Origin of the sequence: Gordonia malaquae, from assembly GCF_037148075.1 — a bacterium.
GTDB lineage: Bacteria > Actinomycetota > Actinomycetes > Mycobacteriales > Mycobacteriaceae > Gordonia > Gordonia malaquae.
Genome location: NZ_JBBCUB010000001.1, coordinates 286,417 through 304,452 on the forward strand (window position 1 = coordinate 286,417; position 18,036 = coordinate 304,452).

General features: G+C 66.4%; 16 protein-coding genes. 10 read left to right on the forward strand and 6 right to left on the reverse strand.

Features of this window, described 5'->3' with window-relative positions:
• Window positions 1-102 precede the first annotated feature (102 nt).
• Window positions 103-912 carry an acyl-[acyl-carrier-protein] thioesterase gene (locus tag WFK36_RS01525; protein ID WP_336790918.1) on the reverse strand — a complete coding sequence of 270 codons (810 nt, stop codon included), beginning with the start codon at window positions 910-912 and terminating at the stop codon, window positions 103-105.
• 164 nt (window positions 913-1,076) lie between these two features.
• Between WFK36_RS01525 and WFK36_RS01530 the strand changes: the two genes are divergently transcribed.
• The 5 genes from WFK36_RS01530 to WFK36_RS01550 all read left to right on the forward strand — a co-directional run bounded on the left by WFK36_RS01530 (window position 1,077) and on the right by WFK36_RS01550 (window position 6,706).
• Window positions 1,077-2,744 carry an FAD-dependent oxidoreductase gene (locus WFK36_RS01530; RefSeq protein ID WP_336789078.1) on the forward strand — a complete coding sequence of 556 codons (1,668 nt, stop codon included), beginning with the start codon at window positions 1,077-1,079 and terminating at the stop codon, window positions 2,742-2,744.
• A gap of 29 nt (window positions 2,745-2,773) precedes the next feature.
• Window positions 2,774-4,030, forward strand: a complete 1,257-nt coding sequence (locus WFK36_RS01535; RefSeq protein ID WP_336790920.1) for a glycosyltransferase family 4 protein — start codon at window positions 2,774-2,776, stop codon at window positions 4,028-4,030.
• Window positions 4,024-4,737 (forward strand): class I SAM-dependent methyltransferase, encoded by a 714-nt coding sequence (locus WFK36_RS01540; protein ID WP_336789080.1) that lies wholly within the window; start codon window positions 4,024-4,026, stop codon window positions 4,735-4,737. The genes WFK36_RS01535 and WFK36_RS01540 overlap by 7 nt, the downstream gene beginning before the upstream one ends.
• Before the next feature lie 3 nt (window positions 4,738-4,740).
• Window positions 4,741-5,799: a prenyltransferase gene (locus tag WFK36_RS01545; RefSeq protein ID WP_336789082.1), complete on the forward strand. Its 1,059-nt coding sequence runs from the start codon at window positions 4,741-4,743 to the stop codon at window positions 5,797-5,799.
• 67 nt (window positions 5,800-5,866) lie between these two features.
• On the forward strand, window positions 5,867-6,706 hold the full coding sequence (locus WFK36_RS01550; protein WP_336789084.1) for an LLM class F420-dependent oxidoreductase: 840 nt from the start codon (window positions 5,867-5,869) through the stop codon (window positions 6,704-6,706).
• A gap of 259 nt (window positions 6,707-6,965) precedes the next feature.
• Here WFK36_RS01550 and WFK36_RS01555 read toward each other — a convergent pair whose 3' ends face one another.
• Window positions 6,966-7,622, reverse strand: a complete 657-nt coding sequence (locus WFK36_RS01555) for a class I SAM-dependent methyltransferase (RefSeq protein ID WP_008381669.1) — start codon at window positions 7,620-7,622, stop codon at window positions 6,966-6,968.
• A 45-nt stretch (window positions 7,623-7,667) separates the two neighbouring features.
• Here WFK36_RS01555 and WFK36_RS01560 point away from each other — a divergent pair, with 45 nt between their 5' ends.
• Window positions 7,668-8,636 (forward strand): NADPH:quinone oxidoreductase family protein, encoded by a 969-nt coding sequence (locus WFK36_RS01560; RefSeq protein ID WP_336789087.1) that lies wholly within the window; start codon window positions 7,668-7,670, stop codon window positions 8,634-8,636.
• Between the two features lie 22 nt (window positions 8,637-8,658).
• Here WFK36_RS01560 and WFK36_RS01565 read toward each other — a convergent pair whose 3' ends face one another.
• The gene (locus WFK36_RS01565) at window positions 8,659-9,309 is read right to left on the reverse strand and encodes a hypothetical protein (RefSeq protein WP_336789089.1); all 651 of its coding nucleotides are present in this window, start codon (window positions 9,307-9,309) and stop codon (window positions 8,659-8,661) included.
• Window positions 9,310-9,718: 409 nt separating this feature from the next.
• Between WFK36_RS01565 and WFK36_RS01570 the strand changes: the two genes are divergently transcribed.
• The 3 genes from WFK36_RS01570 to WFK36_RS01580 are packed head-to-tail and all read left to right on the forward strand — an operon-like array spanning window position 9,719 to window position 14,473.
• Entirely contained in the window at window positions 9,719-10,963 is a 1,245-nt protein-coding gene (locus WFK36_RS01570) for an ABC transporter substrate-binding protein (RefSeq protein ID WP_008381674.1), read from the forward strand.
• Window positions 10,964-11,021: 58 nt separating this feature from the next.
• On the forward strand, window positions 11,022-13,736 hold the full coding sequence (locus WFK36_RS01575) for a branched-chain amino acid ABC transporter permease/ATP-binding protein (RefSeq protein WP_008381676.1): 2,715 nt from the start codon (window positions 11,022-11,024) through the stop codon (window positions 13,734-13,736).
• A complete protein-coding gene (locus WFK36_RS01580; RefSeq protein WP_336789091.1) occupies window positions 13,736-14,473 on the forward strand; it encodes an ABC transporter ATP-binding protein in 738 nt (245 codons plus the stop codon). Before WFK36_RS01575 ends, WFK36_RS01580 begins: the two co-directional genes overlap by 1 nt.
• 180 nt (window positions 14,474-14,653) lie before the next feature.
• Here the strand turns inward: WFK36_RS01580 and WFK36_RS01585 are convergent, their stop codons facing one another.
• Both WFK36_RS01585 and WFK36_RS01590 read right to left on the reverse strand, forming a co-directional pair.
• Window positions 14,654-15,676 (reverse strand): TIGR03617 family F420-dependent LLM class oxidoreductase, encoded by a 1,023-nt coding sequence (locus tag WFK36_RS01585; RefSeq protein WP_336790923.1) that lies wholly within the window; start codon window positions 15,674-15,676, stop codon window positions 14,654-14,656.
• A 5-nt stretch (window positions 15,677-15,681) separates the two neighbouring features.
• On the reverse strand, window positions 15,682-16,596 hold the full coding sequence (locus tag WFK36_RS01590; RefSeq protein WP_336789093.1) for an amidohydrolase family protein: 915 nt from the start codon (window positions 16,594-16,596) through the stop codon (window positions 15,682-15,684).
• A gap of 61 nt (window positions 16,597-16,657) precedes the next feature.
• Here WFK36_RS01590 and WFK36_RS01595 point away from each other — a divergent pair, with 61 nt between their 5' ends.
• A complete protein-coding gene (locus WFK36_RS01595; RefSeq protein WP_336789095.1) occupies window positions 16,658-17,335 on the forward strand; it encodes a GAP family protein in 678 nt (225 codons plus the stop codon).
• Between the two features lie 25 nt (window positions 17,336-17,360).
• Here the strand turns inward: WFK36_RS01595 and WFK36_RS01600 are convergent, their stop codons facing one another.
• Complete coding sequence (locus tag WFK36_RS01600; protein ID WP_336789097.1) at window positions 17,361-18,026, reverse strand: PaaI family thioesterase; 666 nt, start codon at window positions 18,024-18,026, stop codon at window positions 17,361-17,363.
• Window positions 18,027-18,036: the final 10 nt, after the last annotated feature.

Genomic DNA, 18,036 nt, shown 5'->3' on the forward strand with positions numbered 1-18,036 from the left:
CGCTCAAGGAGCAGGGGAACTCCGTGGCGCTTTACTGCTCGTTGAGCGAGCGAAGCGAGTCGAAGCGTCGTCGCGCGGATGTGTACGGCAACACGCTTCGACTCAACTGCAGGGAGCAGGGGTGGGCGGGATCTTTGCGACTGAGACGGCGGCGGCGGTCACCAGAGAGCCGTCGTCGGCGGGGATCAGCAGCCACATCAGAAGGCAGTCGCCGTCGCGGGTCCGGCGGACCGTGATCGGTGTGCCGGGTGTGACGGGCCGCAGGTATTCGATGACCGCACGGTGCGGGCCGTCGAGCAGATCGGGGTGATCGACGAGTTCGTCCTCGACCGCTTCGAAGTACGCGGCGTTGTTGAGATGGCGAAACGGATCGAAGTCGGTGATCCGCAAGACGTGTTCACGATCGGGGAGTGCGACCTCAGACGCCTCCGGCGCCACGCCTGGATTCATCGCCTTCCATCGGAGACGGTGCTCGTCGGTCATCGCCGTCAGCGTCGTCATCGCGGTGTCGCTGATCCGGGCGGGCATGCCCGACTCGGTCATGTTGATCCAGAACGCGTTCGTCTCGATGTGCCCGTTCGGACGGGGATCGGGATTGAAGCGGTTGGTCTGCGACGTCCCGTGGATGCTCACTCGCATATCGGTCCACCGGGTCGACAGTGCGCCGCACCAGCGTTCCACTTCGAAGTCGGACGGCCAGGTCAGCGGCTCGATCACGTCGATGACAGTGCGGCGGATGATCCAGAAGGGGTCGGTGTCCGCGAAGTCGGTGATCGCGATGTTGTCGTTCGCGACGTCCTGCAGGTAGCGGGCGACGCCATCGAGCCGGACACGCATCTCCTGATCGATGTCGCCGGTCCGGACACGGTAGTCGGCGGCGTAGAACTGCGCGCCGTCCTTGCGGACCGTCATCGGCTCGTACTCGTATGGTGTGCTCACTGGCCGGGTCCCCCTCGTGTCGCGGGCGGGCGTGTGACGGTGGTCGCTCTACCGGTGGGCGGCTAGGCTAGGCTCAAGGCAAAACTAGAACACGTTCACCTGTGGCTTGCAGCTACCCGGCCGACGGAGGAAGACCGATGGCGCACGTAATCACCCGCCCCTGCTGTAATGACGGTACCTGCGTAGCAGTCTGCCCGGTCAACTGCATTCATCCGACGCCGGACGAACCGGACTTCCTCACTGCGGAGATGCTCTACATCGACCCGGACACGTGCATCGACTGCGGCGCATGTGTGGACGAATGCCCCGTGAACGCGATCTTCCCCGACGATCAGCTCGAAGCAAAAGACGAGCCGTACCTGCAGATCAACGCCGACTACTACAAGGACCACGACGTCGAGGGCGGTCTTGTCCGGCATCCGAAGCCTCCACAGCTGCCAGAAGGTCAGGAACTGCGCGTCGCGATCGTCGGTGCAGGCCCCGCAGCGTTCTACGCCGCAGAGGAACTGGTCAAGAAGCGCCAGATCCATGTCGACATGTTCGATCGCCTGCCCACCCCGTACGGTCTCGTCCGAGCCGGTGTCGCGCCGGACCACGCGAAGACCAAGGGGGTCGAATCGACGTTCGGCACAGTGGAGAAGAAGCGGAACTTCACCTACCACCTCAACGTCGAGGTCGGCACGCACATCACCGGCGACGAGCTCCGCGAGCGCTACGGCGCGGTTCTGTACGCGGTCGGAGCACCGCACGATCGTCGTCTGGGCATCGAAGGCGAGTACCTCGACGGATCGATCGCGGCCACCGACTTCGTCGCCTGGTACAACGGTCACCCCGACTACACGGACCACACGTTCGACCTTTCGGCCGAACGCGCCGTCGTGATCGGGAACGGCAACGTCGCGCTCGACGTCGCGCGCATCCTCGTCAGTGACCCGGACCAGTTGGCTCGCACCGACATCGCCGACCACGCGCTCGAGGCGCTGCGTGCTTCGTCGGTCCGGGAAGTCGTCGTCATGGGGCGCCGCGGCATCGAACACGGCGCATTCACCAACAGCGAGTTCCTGTCGTTGACCGAACTCGACGGCGTCGACATCGTCATGCCGGACCAGCTGGTCCTGTCCGCCGAGGCCGCGGCCGCCGAGGCCGACGGGTCGCTCGATTCGGTGATCGCCACGAAGGTGCGCCTGGCTCGCGAGTTCGCCGGCCGACCCCGCGGTGGCGACCGCCGCATCGTCTTCGAGTTCCTCACCTCGCCGACGTCGATCGTCGGCTCCGACGGCGTCGAGAAGGTCGCATTCGTGCGCAACCGCTACATCGGCGACGGCAAGATCGAGGCCACCGACGAGACCGGCGAGATCGATGCCGGGATGGTGGTCCGTTCGGTCGGCTACCGAGGCCGCCCGGTCCCCGGACTGCCGTTCGACGACGACCGCGCGGTGGTCCCGAACGCCGACAGCCGCGTGCTCGACGGACCCGACGGCACTGTGGTTCCCGGGCTGTACGTCGCGGGCTGGATCAAGCGCGGGCCGACGGGCGGCATCGGCCGCAACCGGTACTGCGGCGAGGAGGCGGCGAAAGCGATCATCGCCGACTTCGCCGACGGGACCGTCGCCAACCCGGACCTCGACGCGTCCGATGTGATCGAACTCGTCACCTCGCGGGGTGCGCATCGTGTCGACCTCGACGGATGGAAGGCCATCGATGCCGTCGAACGTGACGCCGGCAAGCAGGCCGGCCGTCGACGGGTGAAACTGGTGACCGTGGAAGCACTCGAGGCCGCGGCGCACGTCTCCGCCGACTCGTGACCGGCGAGCCCGCTCGCAACAGCGACGTCCTGCGCATCGCGCTCCTGTCGTATCGCAGCAAGCCGCACTGCGGAGGGCAGGGAGTGTACGTCCGGCATCTGTCGCGAGAACTGGCGCTGCTCGGTCACGACGTCGAGATCTTCTCCGGTCAGCCGTACCCCGAACTCGATCAGGCGGCGCTCGACGCCGGAGTCACGCTGACGAAAGTGCCGAGCCTCGACCTGTACGGCGAGCCCGACCCGTTTCGGACGCCGAAGCTGAGGGCGTTCCGCGACTGGATCGACTGGATCGAAGTGGCGGCCATGTGGACCGCGGCGTTCGGCGAACCGCTCACCTTCAGTCTTCGAGCCGCCCGACTGCTTCGCGCACGACGAGCCGACTTCGACGTCGTGCACGACAATCAGTGCCTCGGTTACGGGCTTCTGTCGGTCAAACGCGCCGGGTTCCCGCTGGTCGCGACCATTCACCACCCGATCACGCAGGACCGGGCCCTAGCGGTCCGCGCCGCGAAGGGACTGAAGAAGATCAGTGCATGGCGGTGGCATTCGTTCCTGGCGATGCAGGGCCGCGTCGCGCGTCGGATCCCATCGCTGTTGACGGTCTCGCGCAGCAGTGACCAGGACATCAGGCACGCCTTCAAGGTCGCCGACGGTGCGATCGCCACGATTCCGCTCGGCGTCGACACCGCGGTGTTCGCGCCCCGAGGCGAGCGAGTTCCCGGCCGGATCGTGTGCATCGCGAGCGCCGACGCTCCGCTCAAGGGCGTGTCGTTCCTGCTCGAAGCGGTCGCCAAGGTAGCGGCCGAACGGGACGTGGAATTGACCCTGGTGTCCAGGCTCGACCCGGACGGACCGTCCGCGCGACTCATCGACGATCTGGCGATCACCGACCGAGTGTCCGTGGTGTCGGGCATCGACGACGACGAACTCGCCGCACTGCTCGCCAGCGCGCAGGTCGCGTGCGTGCCGTCGCTGTACGAAGGGTTCTCGTTGCCCGCTGTCGAGCACATGAGCTGCGGCACCCCGTTGGTCGCCACCCGTGCGGGAGCGATCCCGGAGGTGGTCGGCGAGAACGAAGAGGCCGCGATCCTCGTCGAACCGGGCGACGCGGGAGCGCTCGCCGAGGCGTTCACTCGACTGTTGGACGACGCAGACCTGCGTGCACGCCTCGGCGCAGGTGGGCGCGAGCGCGTTCGCGCACAGTTCAGTTGGTCCGCAGTCGCCGCCGCCACCGCCGAGCGGTACCGCGCCGCGATCCGATCCACGCAGGGAGAATTGCCATGCTGACCGTCGACTTCGATCGACTCAAGGTGGGCCCAGGTGTCCGCGCCATCGACATCGGTGCAGGGCAGGGACGTCATTCGTACGAGATGCTGCGACGCGGCGCCGACGTGATCGCGTTCGACCAGAACGAGAAGGACATGTCCGACGTCTCGGAGATGTTCGGCGCTCTTGTCGCTGCTGGCGAGGTCCCTGACTCGGGGAACGCGACGACGCAGGTCGGCGACGCGCTCGGCCTTCCGTACGCCGACGCGTCGTTCGACGTGGTCCTGATGTCGGAGATCCTCGAACACATTCCCGACGATGAGGCCGCGATCGCCGAGATGGTCCGCATCCTGAAGCCGGGCGGCCTGGCGGCCGTGACCGTTCCCCGGTTCTGGCCAGAGAAGATCTGTTGGGCGCTGTCGGACGAGTATCACGAAGTCGAGGGTGGTCATGTCCGGATCTACCGGGAGTCCGAGCTCGCCGACAAACTGGCGGCCGCGGGGCTCGAGGTGACGGGCAGCGGGCACGCGCATGCGCTGCACGCGCCGTACTGGTGGCTCAAATGTGCAGTCGGAGTGGACAACGACGAGAATCCGCTGGTCCGGGGCTATCACAAGATGCTGGTCTGGGACATGATGAGCAAGCCGTGGGTCACCCGCGTCGGCGAGCAGGTGCTCAATCCGATCGTCGGCAAGTCTGTGGCCATCTACCTGCGCAAACCCGCATAGGCCATGGGCGTTCCGTTCGTCGACGGCGTCCTCGACTCGCGCGCGGTCCGAGCGACCGGCGCGGCGATCGCGGCGATGCAGGAATCGTCCGGCGCCCTTCCGTGGTTTCCCGGTGGCAAGACCGACCCGTGGGACCACGTCGAGTCGGCGATGGCGCTCTCCGCCACCGGGTTTCGTGCCGAAGCGGAGCACGCCTACGAGTGGTCGCGCCGAACACAACGCAGCGACGGGTCATGGCCGATGGAGTTGCGGGGCGGCGACATCGTGGATCCCGGCGTCGACAGCAATTTCTGCGCCTACCTCGCGGTCGGCGTGTGGCATCACTTCCTGATCGTCGACGACGCCGCGTTTCTGCGGCGGATGTGGCCGACAGTTCGTGCAGGCGTGGACCGCGCGATGCGTTTCGCCCGCGACGACGGCGCCTTCCGGTGGGCCGCGGACCACCGGACGGGGGACATGTTCGACAACGTGCTGATCACCGGCAACGCCAGCATCCACTCCTCGCTGAGATCCGCCGTCGAGATCGCGCGGATCCTCGACGAACCCGCGGAGCACTGGGTCCGTGCCGCCGACCAACTGGCCGCCGTGTTCGACCGGTGGGTGGTCGACCGATCGGTACTCGATGCGGCGTCCAACCATTCGATGGACTGGTATTACCCGGTCCTCGGCGGAGTGGTCCGTGGCGATTCGGGTCGCGCGTTGATCGACGATCGATGGTCCGACTTCGTGGTCGACGGCCTCGGTGCGCGTTGTGTGGACGATCATCCGTGGGTCACCGGCGCGGAGACCTGCGAGCTGGCGATGGCAGTCGAATCGCTCGGCGACGTGGACTGTGCGGCGCGTCTGGTGGAGTCGATGCAGCATCTGCGTGACGACGACGGTTCGTACTGGACCGGGCTCGTGTTCTCCGATGGAAAGCGGTGGCCGGTGGAGCAGAGCTGCTGGACATCGGCCGCGGTGGTGCTGGCAGCAGATGCCATCAGTCGTGCGACGCCGGGCAGCGGGATCTTCCGCGACATCGTTCGTGGGGGTGTCGTTTCAGGTGTCCCGCGACTACGATAGAGGTATTGGACAAGTGTCTAGTCTGTCGTCCAGAGTGGCGTCGGGCATCATCACGTAAGGAGAATCCGTGGACTTCGGAATCGTGCAGTTCACCAGCGACCGTGGCCTCCGGCCCCACGAACTCGCGCCGCTCATCGAAGAGGCGGGCTTCGACGCCTACTACGTTCCCGAGCACAGTCACATTCCGACCAAACGGGAGGCTGCGCACCCGCGCACCGGCGACGAGACGCTGCCGGACGAGCGGTACACGCGCACCCTCGACCCGTGGACGTCGCTGGCCTCGGCCGCCGCGGTGACGTCGCGCATCGAACTGTCGACCGCCGTCGCGCTGCCGGTGCAGTCCGACCCGTTGACCCTCGCCAAGACCATCGCCACGCTCGATCACCTCTCGGGTGGTCGCATCGCCCTGGGCGTCGGATTCGGATGGAACCTCGACGAACTGTCCGACCACCACGTTCCAGCAGGTCGCCGCCGGACGATGCTCCGCGAGTACCTCGAAGCCATGCGCGCGCTGTGGACGCAGGATGAGGCCGAGTACCACGGCGAGTTCGTCGAATTCGGCCCGAGCTGGGCGTTCCCGAAGCCGTCGCGCAGGATCGACGTCACAGTCGGCGCGGCGGGCAACGAGAAGAACTTCAAGTGGATCGCTCGCAGCGCCGACGGCTGGATCACCACACCCGGCGAGACCGATATCGACGACTCCATCCGCCTCCTGCACCGGATCTGGGCGGATGCAGGCCGCGACGGACAACCGCAGGTGGTGGCGCTCGACATGCGTCCCGACGCCGACCGTCTCGCGCGCTGGCGTGACCTCGGCGTCACCCGCGTCCTGTACGGCCTGCCCGACAAAGACACCGACACCGCCCGCGCCTACCTGCAGAAACTGGCAGGCAAACTAGCCCTCTGACCTCCCTCGGTCGTTGAGCGATCCGAACGTCTCGCCTGCTGATTTCCCGAGGTCGCGCCCACTGCTCGTTGAGCGAGCGGAGCGAGTCGAAGCGACGTGACAATTCCGCTGTCGACTGTGACGGCGTGATCTGCGGACGCTTCGACTCGCTCCGCTCGCTCAACGAGCAGTAGGACGCGCGCCTGTCAACGAGCAGAGGGCGCGCTTTCGCTGAATCGGCAGTGGACGCGTACTTGCTCACCGGGCAGTAGACAATAGTTCAGGCGCGCTGGAGGACGCGGAGGGAGCCGTGGACGGCGACTTCGGTGAAGAGGCCGGAGTCGAGGGCCTGGCGGTAGATCTCGTACGGAGGACGGCCGCCGTCGGCGGGATCGGGGAACACGTCGTGGATGAGCAGCGCGCCGCCGGAACGTACCCAGCGCGCCCAGCCGTCGTAGTCGTTCTGTGCCGCCTCCATCGAGTGTCCGCCGTCGATGAACACGAAGTCGGCCTCGCGGCCCCACACGCGCGCCGCCGCGGTCGACGGCGCCACCAATCCGAGCACTGTCTGCTCCAGCTTCGCGTCGAACATGGTCCGGCGGAAGCGGGCCGCCGTGTCGAGGAGCCCTGCGTGAGCGTCGACCAGTGCGGTGTCGTGGTACTCCCAACCCGGCTGGTGCTCCTCAGATCCGCGATGGTGATCGACCGTCACGACCAGCGCGCCGTGACGCTCCGCGGCGTCACCCAGATAGACGGTCGACTTTCCACAGTATGTTCCGATCTCGATGCCCAGCCCGACCGAATCCGGTTGGGACAGATAATGATCCGCCACAGAGTGCAGTGCGTCGGCCTCGTCGGCCGGCATGAACCCCGGCGCGTCGTCGGCGACGGTGCGCCGGTCGTCGGGCAGCGTGGAAGGCCGTGTGGGTGAAGACATGAATCGATCGTACGGGTGGCGCGGATAACAGCTACCGTGAAACCCATGAAGGCTCAAGTGATTGTCAGCGAGACCGGTCCGGCCGGACTCGAACTCCAGGACGTGGCGGCCCCGCAGGCGGCTCCGGGACAGTACCTCGTCGACGTCCGGTCGTGCGGAGTGTGCTTCCCCGATCTCCTGATGAGCCAGGGCAAGTACCAGCTCCGTCCACCGCTGCCGTTCACTCCCGGCACCGAGGTGGCCGGTGCCGTCACAAGCGCGCCCGACGGCGGTTCGTACCAGGTGGGCGACCGAGTGGTCGTCGCGTCGATGCTCGGCGGCTTCGGCGAACAGGTCGCGGTAGTCGAACAGCAGCTGTATCCGCTGCCCGACGTGCTGTCGTTTGACGAGGGCGCCGCCCTCGGCATCAACTTCCAGACGGCGCTGTTCGCACTCAAGCTCCGCACGCAGACCGCGCCCGGCGAAGTCGTCGCCGTCCTCGGATCAGCAGGCGGGGTCGGCGTCGCGTCGATCCTCGTCGCGAAGGCGATGGGCGCCAGGGTGATCGCGGTCGTGCATCGCACCGGCCAAGAAGAGATGCTTCGTGCGCTCGGCGCCGACGACGTGGTCCAACTGACCGACGGGTGGAAGGACAAGGTCCTCGGACTGTCCGACGGAGGTGTCGACGTCCTGATCGACCCGGTCGGCGGGGAGGTGTTCGACGAGGCGCTGCGCACCGTGGGCCCAGACGGCCGTTACGTGGTCATCGGCTTCGCGGCGGGCGGAATCCCGACCGTCAAACTGAATCGGGTCCTGTTTCGCAACATCTCCGTGGTCGGAGCGGCGTGGGGCGAGTACATCCGCACTCACCCGGACGTCCCGGGGCTGCTCCACGACGAGCTCGTCGAGATGATCGAGGCCGGGATGCGGCCGCCGGTGAATCATCTCTACTCGTTGGAGGACCTGCCGACCGCCCTCACCGATCTCGCCGAAGGTCGCGTGAAGGGCAAGGCCGTCATCCGGATCTCGGAGTAGCAGGTCTTGTCTCCGCGAGACGTCAGGGAAAGTTGAGGTCGAGCTTCTCCCACGTCAGGTCGCGGTAGGAGGCGTCGTCGCCTGCGATCCACCCGTAGATCGCGTCGGCGACCTGCGCCGATGATGAGACTTCGGTCCCGTAGTGTTCGTCGGCCGACCCGGCCCGGTACTCGAGCGCGAATGATTCCGGCCCCAGGCGCTGGGTCTGGACATAGAACTCCGGTGCGGTCTCGACGATGACGAAGTCGTCCACCGCGAGGCGGGACACGACGTGGTCGACGAGGTCGGGACTGACCACCGGATACCTGCTGTCCCCGTTCACTGTGACCGCTGCCGGTACCGATGTCCGGGGATCGAGGACGATCCCGTTCTGCGGATCGCACACCATAAAGCCTGCGGCGAACGCGAGCGGGAGGACGAGGTCTCTTGCCTCGTGAATGAGCGAGAACGGCGACGGCACGAACACGCAGTCACCCTGCGCGGTGATGGGCTTGACGGACAGTACGCCGTCGCCGTCGAGGGCATCGTCCGCCGCGTTGATCGCCGCTGCCAACTGCGTCGCGAGCGGTGCAGTATCGGCGCCGGTCGTCGCGATGGCCGCCTCGCCGTATGCCAACGCGGCCGTCGGAGTCGGGCATTCGCCTGCGGGAATCAACCAGAGGTCGTAACTCACGTGCCGACAGTAACGGCAGTCGGTGTTGAGGGTGCACGGGCCTCGTCATTCGGCCGACCGAGACAGTCGTCGTCGAGACGAACTGCGCCGCAGGTCGGAACTGTGCCATCAGAATCGGCGCGATGGGCCCCCAGTCGTCCTGGTCGCAGGGGCGGTGACGGACGAGGACTGACCAGGTCGGGAGAACAATCGCCAGGGCCGCACTGTCCGGCCGATGGACGAATTTGTGCCACGCAGGTCGGATACTGCCGCCAATATTCCCATACCCCGGGGAATGTGATGGGCCTCACGATACTGTCCGTCTCTAAGTCGAACGGAAGGCGCGTCGCACGCAGCCTCCAGGCGGCTTCGACGAACCGCGAGACCCCTCGCGGTTCAGGTCGACCTCCCACCTTTGAAGGGGCTCGTTTTGAACTCACCACGTACGTTTCGGCGAACACTCCGATCCGCTGCCGTCATCACTGCCGTCGGCGCTCTCGTCGCCGGCGGACTCACCGCGTGCTCGTCCGACTCCGACAACAGCGCAGCGAGCAGCGGGCCGACCATCGAACTGACCGAGAAGGCCGCCACCGGTGAAGCGATCAAGATCGGTGTCATCAGCTCAGAAGGCGGACCGGTGTCGGCTCCGGCTCCGCGTGAGGCGGCAGAAGCCGCGGTTCGCTACCTGAACGACAACGCGGGCGGCATCAACGGTCACAAGATCGACCTGGTGGTCTGCAAGCAGCACGAGGAAGCGGCGTCGGCGACCGCCTGTGCGAACGAGATGGTCGAGAAGAAAGTCGCGGCAGTGATCAGCCCGTTCAGTTCGATGGGCGCCGTCATCGGACCGATCATTGCGGGAGCGAAGATCCCGTACATCTCGCAGGCCCCCGTGTCGGCGATCGAATACGGACTGCCCGGTGCCTACATGCTCTCCGGTGGCGGCTACGCGGTGCTCGCAGGCCAGGCCGCGCATGCGGCGAAGAACAAGTACAAGAAGGTCACCGTGATCATCGGCGACACCGGCGACGCAGCGGCGTCGATCGGCAAGCTCGGCGGGATGATCTTCAAGCAGGTCGGTGTCGAGTTCAAGGTCGTCACTGTGCCGACGTCCACGGCCGACGTCGTGCCCGTCATCACCGCGGGCCTGGCGGACAAGCCGGACGCAGTGTCGATCCTCGGTGACGCCAAGCAGTGCATCACCGCGATCAAGGCCCTCGAGACCGTGGCGCCCGACACCAAGAAGTACCTGATCACCAGTTGCCTCGACACCAACGTCACCGATGCGACAGGCGAGGAGGCGATCGAGGGTTCGGTCGCGTTCACGACAGTGAATCCGATGACCGACGATCCGACAGTGAACCTGTTCCGCAGCGTGCTCGCGAAGTACTCGCCCTCGACCGACATCCGCGGCCTCGCGTACCTCGGCTACCAGCCGATCATGTCGATCGCCGAGGCGGGCAAGGCTCTCCCGGCGGGCCCGGTCACGGCCGAGCAGATTCACGGCACTCTGAAGGGCGCCAAGGACCTCCCGGTTCCGGCGGCTCCCGGCCTGACCTTCACCTGTGACGGCAAGCAGGTTCCGCAGATGCCGACCCTGTGTGGAAAGTCGATCCTGGTGAGCGACATCGGGGCCGACATGGCCTTCGAGAACACCGTCGTAGAGAACAAGTAAGCATCGTGAACTCCGGGGGCCGCAGCGATGCGGCCCCCGGACTCATGTGAGGGAGCCCATGACATCTCATCTCGCCAACTTCGTCCTCGGCCTCGGCAACGGCGCCGTCTACGCGGCACTGGGTCTCGCCCTGGTGATGACCTTCAAGAGTTCCGGAGTCGTGAACTTCGCGACCGGAGCCGTCGCCCTGTACGCCGCCTACACGTACGCGTTCCTTCGGAAGGGTGAACTCCTCGTCCCCATTCCGGGGCTGGAACCGACGGTCGACGTCGGTGGCAAGTGGGGTGTCGCCCCCGCGTTCATCGTGGCGGTGCTCCTCGCAGGCGTCCTCGGAGTGCTTCTCTACCTGGCGGTCTTCCGGCCGATGAGGAATGCGCCGGTACTCGCGAAGGCCGTCGCGTCGATCGGGATCATGCTGATTCTGCAGGCTCTGCTGGCGATGCAGGTCGGTGAGAACGCTCCGTCGGTGAAGCCGATCTTCCCGGAGGGAACGTTCTCGATCGGCGATGCGGTGATTCCGACTGACCGCCTGTGGCTCGCCGTCGTGATCGTCGGTCTGGCTGTGGTCGCGGGTCTTGTCCTCAAGTACACCCGCTTCGGGATCGCGACCGAGGCCGCGGCGGAGTCGGAGAAGGGTGCTCTGGTGACGGGCCTCTCGCCGGACCGGATCGCAGTCACCAACTGGGGGCTGTCGTCGATGACAGCGGCAGTCGGCGGTGTTGTCATCTCGCCGATCGTCCCGCTCAACCCGGTCGCGTACACGATGTTCATCGTGCCTGCCCTGGCCGCTGCTCTCGTCGGCAACTTCGCGAGCGTCGCGGCCACCGTCGGCGCAGGCCTGGTGATCGGGATGCTGTCGTCGGAAGCGACGTACCTGCAGGTGACGATAGACGCGATGCCAGATGCAGGTGTCGCGGAAGCGGTGCCGCTCCTCTTGATCGTGGTGTTCCTGCTCGTGCGCGGTGAACCGATGCCGGGCCGCGGCGCGGTGATCCGCAGCGACCTCGGACGAGCGCCCCGGCCGAACCGGATTCTCGTTCCCACGGTCGTCGGCGGCGTGATCATGCTGGCAGCGCTGTTCCTCACAGAGGGGAGTGTGCGGCTCGCCCTCGTGTCGTCGATGATCTTCGCGGTGGTCGCCCTCTCGCAGGTGGTCGTCACCGGCTACGCGGGCCAAGTGTCGCTCGCTCAGCTGACCCTGGCCGGCGCCAGCGCGTTCGCATTGAGCCGATTCGGCGGCGACCTCGGGATCCCCTTCCCGTTCGCTCCGATCCTCGCCGCGGTGGTCGCGGCCGCAATCGGTGTTGTCGTCGGTCTGCCTGCTCTCCGAGTGCGGGGGCTGCCGCTGATGGTCGCGACTCTCGCCCTGGCCGTGTTCCTCGAGGCGTTCTGGTTCCGGAATCCCTCTCTCAACGGCGGCATGGTGGGAGCGCCGATCGAACCGGCGACGATGTTCGGGTTGAACATGGAGATCGGTGCGGGCGAGGGCTATCCGCGGATGGGCTTCAGTGTCCTCTGCCTGGTGGTGCTGCTTCTGGTGTCCATCGGAGTCGCGTGCCTGCGCCGTAGTCGACTCGGAGCGGCGATGCTCGCGGTCCGTGCAAACGAGCGGTCGGCGGCGGCGAGTGGAATCAACGTCGGTGTCACGAAGCTCGCGGCGTTCGGGATCTCGTCGTTCATCGTCGGCCTCGGCGGTGCGTTGATCGCGTATCAACAGACACTCGCCAACGCGGGAACGTATTCAGTCTTCGCCGGTATCGGGCTGTTCGCCGTCGTCTACATCGCAGGTGTCACGTCATTGACCGGAGGCATTCTCGCGGGCTTCCTGGCACCTGGTGGGCTCGTGTTCTTCGTCGTCGACCGCTACCTCTCGCTCGGCGACTATTACATGCTCGTCAGCGGCGCGCTCCTCGTCGTCACGGTGATCCTCAACCCGGACGGCATCGCCGGAGCCCTGCAACGGATCCACCTGCCCGCATCCCTGACGAAGGCTGCCGGGCGAACAATACCGGCGGTGGAGCTCGACCCGCCGCCCGACGAGCATGGTGTCGGCGAGGTGCTTCTCACCGTGACCGACGTCGGAGTCAGTTACGGGCCGGTGCGGGCAGTCGACGCGGTGTCGTTCGACGTTCGACAAGGCGAGATCGTCGGACTGATCGGACCGAACGGTGCGGGAAAGACGACGCTCGTCGACGCGATCAGCGGATTCGCCGCTTCGACAGGGGCGGTCACTCTCGACGGGACCGACCTCGCCGGGATGGCGCCGCATCGCCGCGGCCGGGCCGGGCTGGGCAGGACGTTCCAGGACATCGAACTGTACGACGAACTGTCGGTCGCGGAGAACGTGCTCGTCGCCGCGCCACGAGAGAACACCGATGCCGCCATCGCGCGAACGTTGGCGCTCCTCGAGATCACGGACCTCGCGGATCGCCCGGCCGCGGACCTGTCTCAAGGACAACGACAACTCGTGTCCGTCGCGCGTGTTCTCGTCGCGTCTCCGCGGGTTGCTCTGCTCGATGAGCCAGCCGCCGGGCTGGACAGCACGGAGAGTCGTTGGCTCGGGGAGAGATTGTCGGCGGTCAGGGCGAACGGTGGTTCGATGCTGCTGATCGATCACGACATGGACCTCGTCTTGTCGCTGTGCGATCGGATCATCGTTCTCGACCTCGGCCGGGTGATCGCGTCCGGAACGCCGGACGAGATTCGCAACGACCAGCGTGTGGTGCAGGCATATCTGGGCGCCCCGGCCGGCGCCGACCAGGAGGCTCAGTGATGACGGTGTTGGCGTGTGAAAGCCTCGACTGCGGATACTTCCAGGACAATCCGTGCGTGCGTGGCGTCGACCTGACGATCGACGAAGGTGAGGTGGTTGCGCTCCTGGGGCCGAACGGTGCGGGTAAGACCACCCTTCTGGAAACGCTCGCCGGACTGGTTCCGCGGATCGGCGGGACGGTCTCGGTCACCGGGACCCCGGTGAGATCCGGAGACGCGAGGCGCGCGGTGCGGGCCGGAATGGTGCTCGTCCCTGACGACCGAGCCCTGTTCAAGAACCTCACCACCGAGCAGAACCTGGCGCTCGCCGTGCCACAACGGACCATCGGCGGATTGGTGTCGAACCGACGGAGCGTCGCCGAGGGGGTGGCGCAGACCGTGAGCCGATTCCCGGCGCTGGAGAAGCGGCTCACAGTGAAGGCAGGCCAGCTGTCGGGCGGCGAACAGCAGATGCTCGCGATCTCGCGGGCATTGCTGCAGCGGCCGAAGGTCCTGCTGATCGACGAGCTGAGCATGGGACTGGCACCGGTGATCGTCGAATCGATTCTCCCGGTGCTGCGCGAGGTCGCGGCGTCGGACGGCACCGCGGTGGTGCTCGTCGAGCAGCACGTCCGGCTGGCGCTCGACGTCGCCGACCGAGCGCTTGTCCTCGTCCACGGCGACATCGTCATCGACGAGTCGGCGGCGTCGCTCGCCGCCGATCCTGGCCGCCTCGAAAAGGCGTACCTCGGCGGCTGACCACAGCGAGCGCCCTTCTGCATTCCTGCTCTTCGGGCCTTTTCCTGCTCGCCGAACGGCCTTCCCCTGCTCGCTCAACGAGCAGTGGGATCGTTGTGCGGATCTTGAGCGAGCTTGCGAGACGAAAGGCGCTCAACAAGCGGAAAGGATACGGGTTTTGCCCGCTTATCGAGCAGGGGGTCAGGCGGGGGAGCGGCGGACTTCGGCGGCGAGCCGCGCGAGAAGACTCGGGTCGGCCGCGTACGGAGTGTTGAAACCGAGACGGTCGACGTACGGGCCGTAGCGGCGGAGCAGCTCGACCGCTCCGTCGTGCGGATCGTCGATGGTGACGGCGATCGAATCGACGAGTTCGTCGGGAACCTGCCGACCCATCGCCTGCCAGTCGCCCGACTTCGACATCGTGTGCAGCGTCGGGTGGAGGTCGGCGAAGCCGACCGATGCGAGGATCGGCTGATACGCGGGCGTCGAGCCGTAGAAGGCGATCTGCGTCCGGACGGCTGCCCGAGCTGCCTCCATCTCTTGATCGGAGTCGCCGATGATCACCATCGCCGAATGATGGACGGCCGTTCGTCCCCGGCCCGACACCGCCGCGCCCTGCGCCAGCGACGGCACAGTGGTGTCGCGGAGAAACTCCGGCGTGCACAGCGGATGGGAGAGGAAACCGTCAGCCACCTCGCCCGCGACGCGTGTCATACGAGGTCCGACGCCCGCCAGCCATACCGGCGGTGGTCCGAAACCGTCGATGTCGGACGGGTTCGGACGGAACAACGGCGGCATCAATGTGTGCTCGTAGAAGTCGCCGTGATGATCGAGCCTTCCACCGGTCGTCCAGGAGTCCCAGATGGCACGGATCGCTGTCACCATGTCGAGCATCCGGTCTGCAGGCCGGCTCCACGGCATCGAGTACCGGCGGGCTATGTGTGGCCGGATCTGGGTGCCGAGGCCGAGGACGAAACGCCCCCGCGAATACGCCTGAAGGTCCCATCCGAGTGTCGCCAGCAGTAGCGGATTGCGGCCGAATGCGACTGCGATCGACGTTCCCAGCGTCACACGATCCGTGTGCTCGGCGGCCAGCAGCAGTGGAAGAAACGGATCGTGGGCGCCCTCGAATGTCCAGACCGCGTTGTACCCGGACTCCTCTGCCGCGGCCGCGGATGCGCCCATCTCCGACAGCGGGCACGTGATTGTCGTGTCGACGAACACCCGCGTCACACCGGCTGCACGTCGAAGAGCCGTGCGGCGTTGTCGTGGAGGACGCCGCGGACCCAGTCGTCACCGAGGTCGAGTCGGATGATGGCGTCGAGTGCGTGCTTGTACCCGTAGGGAATGTTCGGGAAGTCGGAGCCGAACAGGATCTTCGAACCGAGGGCCTCGACCCGCGGCATCAAGTCGCGCGGATACGGCGCGCCCTCTTCTGAGAAGTCGGTGAACGACATCGTCGTGTCGAGATGCACGTTCTCGAACTGCTCGGCCAGGTCGAGGAAGGGCGCGTATTCGGGTGTTCCCATGTGCGCGACGATCAGCGGGAGGGTGGGGAACCGGGACAACAGGGTCTTGATGCGGTCCGGGCCGGTGAACTCTCCTGGGGCCGGACCTGATCCGCAGTGGATCACAACTGGTACCTGTGCATCGTCGATGCGGCCCCAGACCTCGTCGAGCAGCGGATCGATCGGAGAGTACGCCCCGACTTGGATGTGCGACTTGAAGACTCGCGCGCCGGACTCGATCGCCTCGCCGACGTATTCGCCTGCGCCCGGCTCTGGATAGAACGTCGCGGTCTGAAGGCAGTCCGGGTGCGTGGCCGCGAACTCGACGCCCCACGCGTTCAGCCACTGGGCCATGGAGGGCTTGTGCGGATAGATCATCGACGAGTAGGCGAGAGCCCCGAAGGAACGCAGGGTCGAGACTCGTACCTCCTCGTCGGCGCGGTACGCGATGGGCCATTCGCGTCCGAGCATCGGGCCCGCGGAGTCGAAGTACGCCCACACCTTGTCCATGACGCGGCCCGGCATGAAGTGCGTGTGGACGTCGATGATGCCTGGTAGCCCGATGCCCTGCCAGACTTTGCGGACGGCGTCGACCTCGGCGGTCGTGAACGGCTGGACATCGTGATCGTCACACATGTGATCGACGCTACCCACAGAGGCATACTCAGTGAGGGGCGGGCGTACTCAAGGAGAGCTGATGGGGCCGGTGGTCGGAGAGGTTGTGCTGTTGGCGGTTGGCGTGGCCGTATCGCCGCTCCCGATCATCGCAGTGGTGTTGATGCTGCTCAGTAGGCGGCCAAGGAGTGCTAGCCTCGCGTTCGCGGTGGGCTGCACGGCACTGATCGCCAGCGCCACGACACTCTTCACGGTGATCGGCGACGCCGCGGACTCCGGCTCGTCGCGGCCGACTTTCATGTACTGGGTCGACGCGGCCGCCGGTCTCGCCCTTCTCGTCGTCGGCGTTCGGACGTGGCGTACGCGGAACAAGACGTCTGAGCCGCCGTCGTGGTTGGCCTCCGTCGACGACATGTCGATGCTCAAAGCCCTCGGGACGGGACTTGCCATCACGATCGCCAATCCCAAGAACTTGGTGCTGTTCGCCGCGGCGGGGGCGGCGGTCGGGGCAGCGGACTTAGACGGTCCGCAGACGACGACCGCGCTCATGATCTACACGGTGTTCGCGGGGTCGTCCGTCTTGGTCCCGACAATCGCGTTCCTCATCGCGCCCGCAGTGATGGTGCCCAGACTCGTCGCGGCGAAAGCCTGGCTGGAGGCGCACAGCACCACGATGGTCGCGATTCTGGTCCTCGTGATCGGCGTCGCCTTGGGGGTCAAAGGATTCGGTGGTCTCCTCTGGTTCGTTCAGGCCGCGTGAGCGGCTGGAATCGGAGCCGCAAGCGTCAGGATCGTTCATTCTCCAGCTTCGCGATCGTGGAGATGATCGCGTCGCGTGCCGGGAAGTGCTTCGGTTGAATCATGATCGCCTCGGCCTCGACGGTCACGCCGTCGGCGTCGGACAACTCGCCGTGCACAAACGTCTTTCGCCCGTCGGTGCCGGTGACCCGCCCTTCGAGGGTGACCGGCCCGAGCGGCGTCGGGCGCAGGTAGCGCACCGTCAGCGTCCCGGTGAAGCTGGGCATGTGGTCGGCGGCCGCGGTCTCGCCGACCAACTGGTCGAGGAGCAGCGCCGCGATGCCGCCGTGCACGTGCCCGCCGGGACCTTCGTACGCTGCGCCGAGGACGACGTCGGCGCGCGTCACACCGTCGACCTTCTTGATGCGCAACGGGGGCGCGACGGCGTTGCGCGCGCCGGTCGCGGCGTTGCCCCACGGCATGCCGGTGAAGTCGCGAGTGAACGAGACTCCGTAACCCTTGTCCTTCTGCTGTGCGCGTAGACGAGCGACGATCGTCTCGATCTGCTCCCGCGCCGCGACGAGTTCGGCGTCGTCGACTTCGGTGCGGATGACGGCGTCGACGAGCTCGCGCACGGCGTCGGTGAGAGGCTCGACAATCGACAAGCGACGCTCCACTTCGGCGTCGTCGATGTCTTCCAAACGAAAGTCCATGGGGCTCACC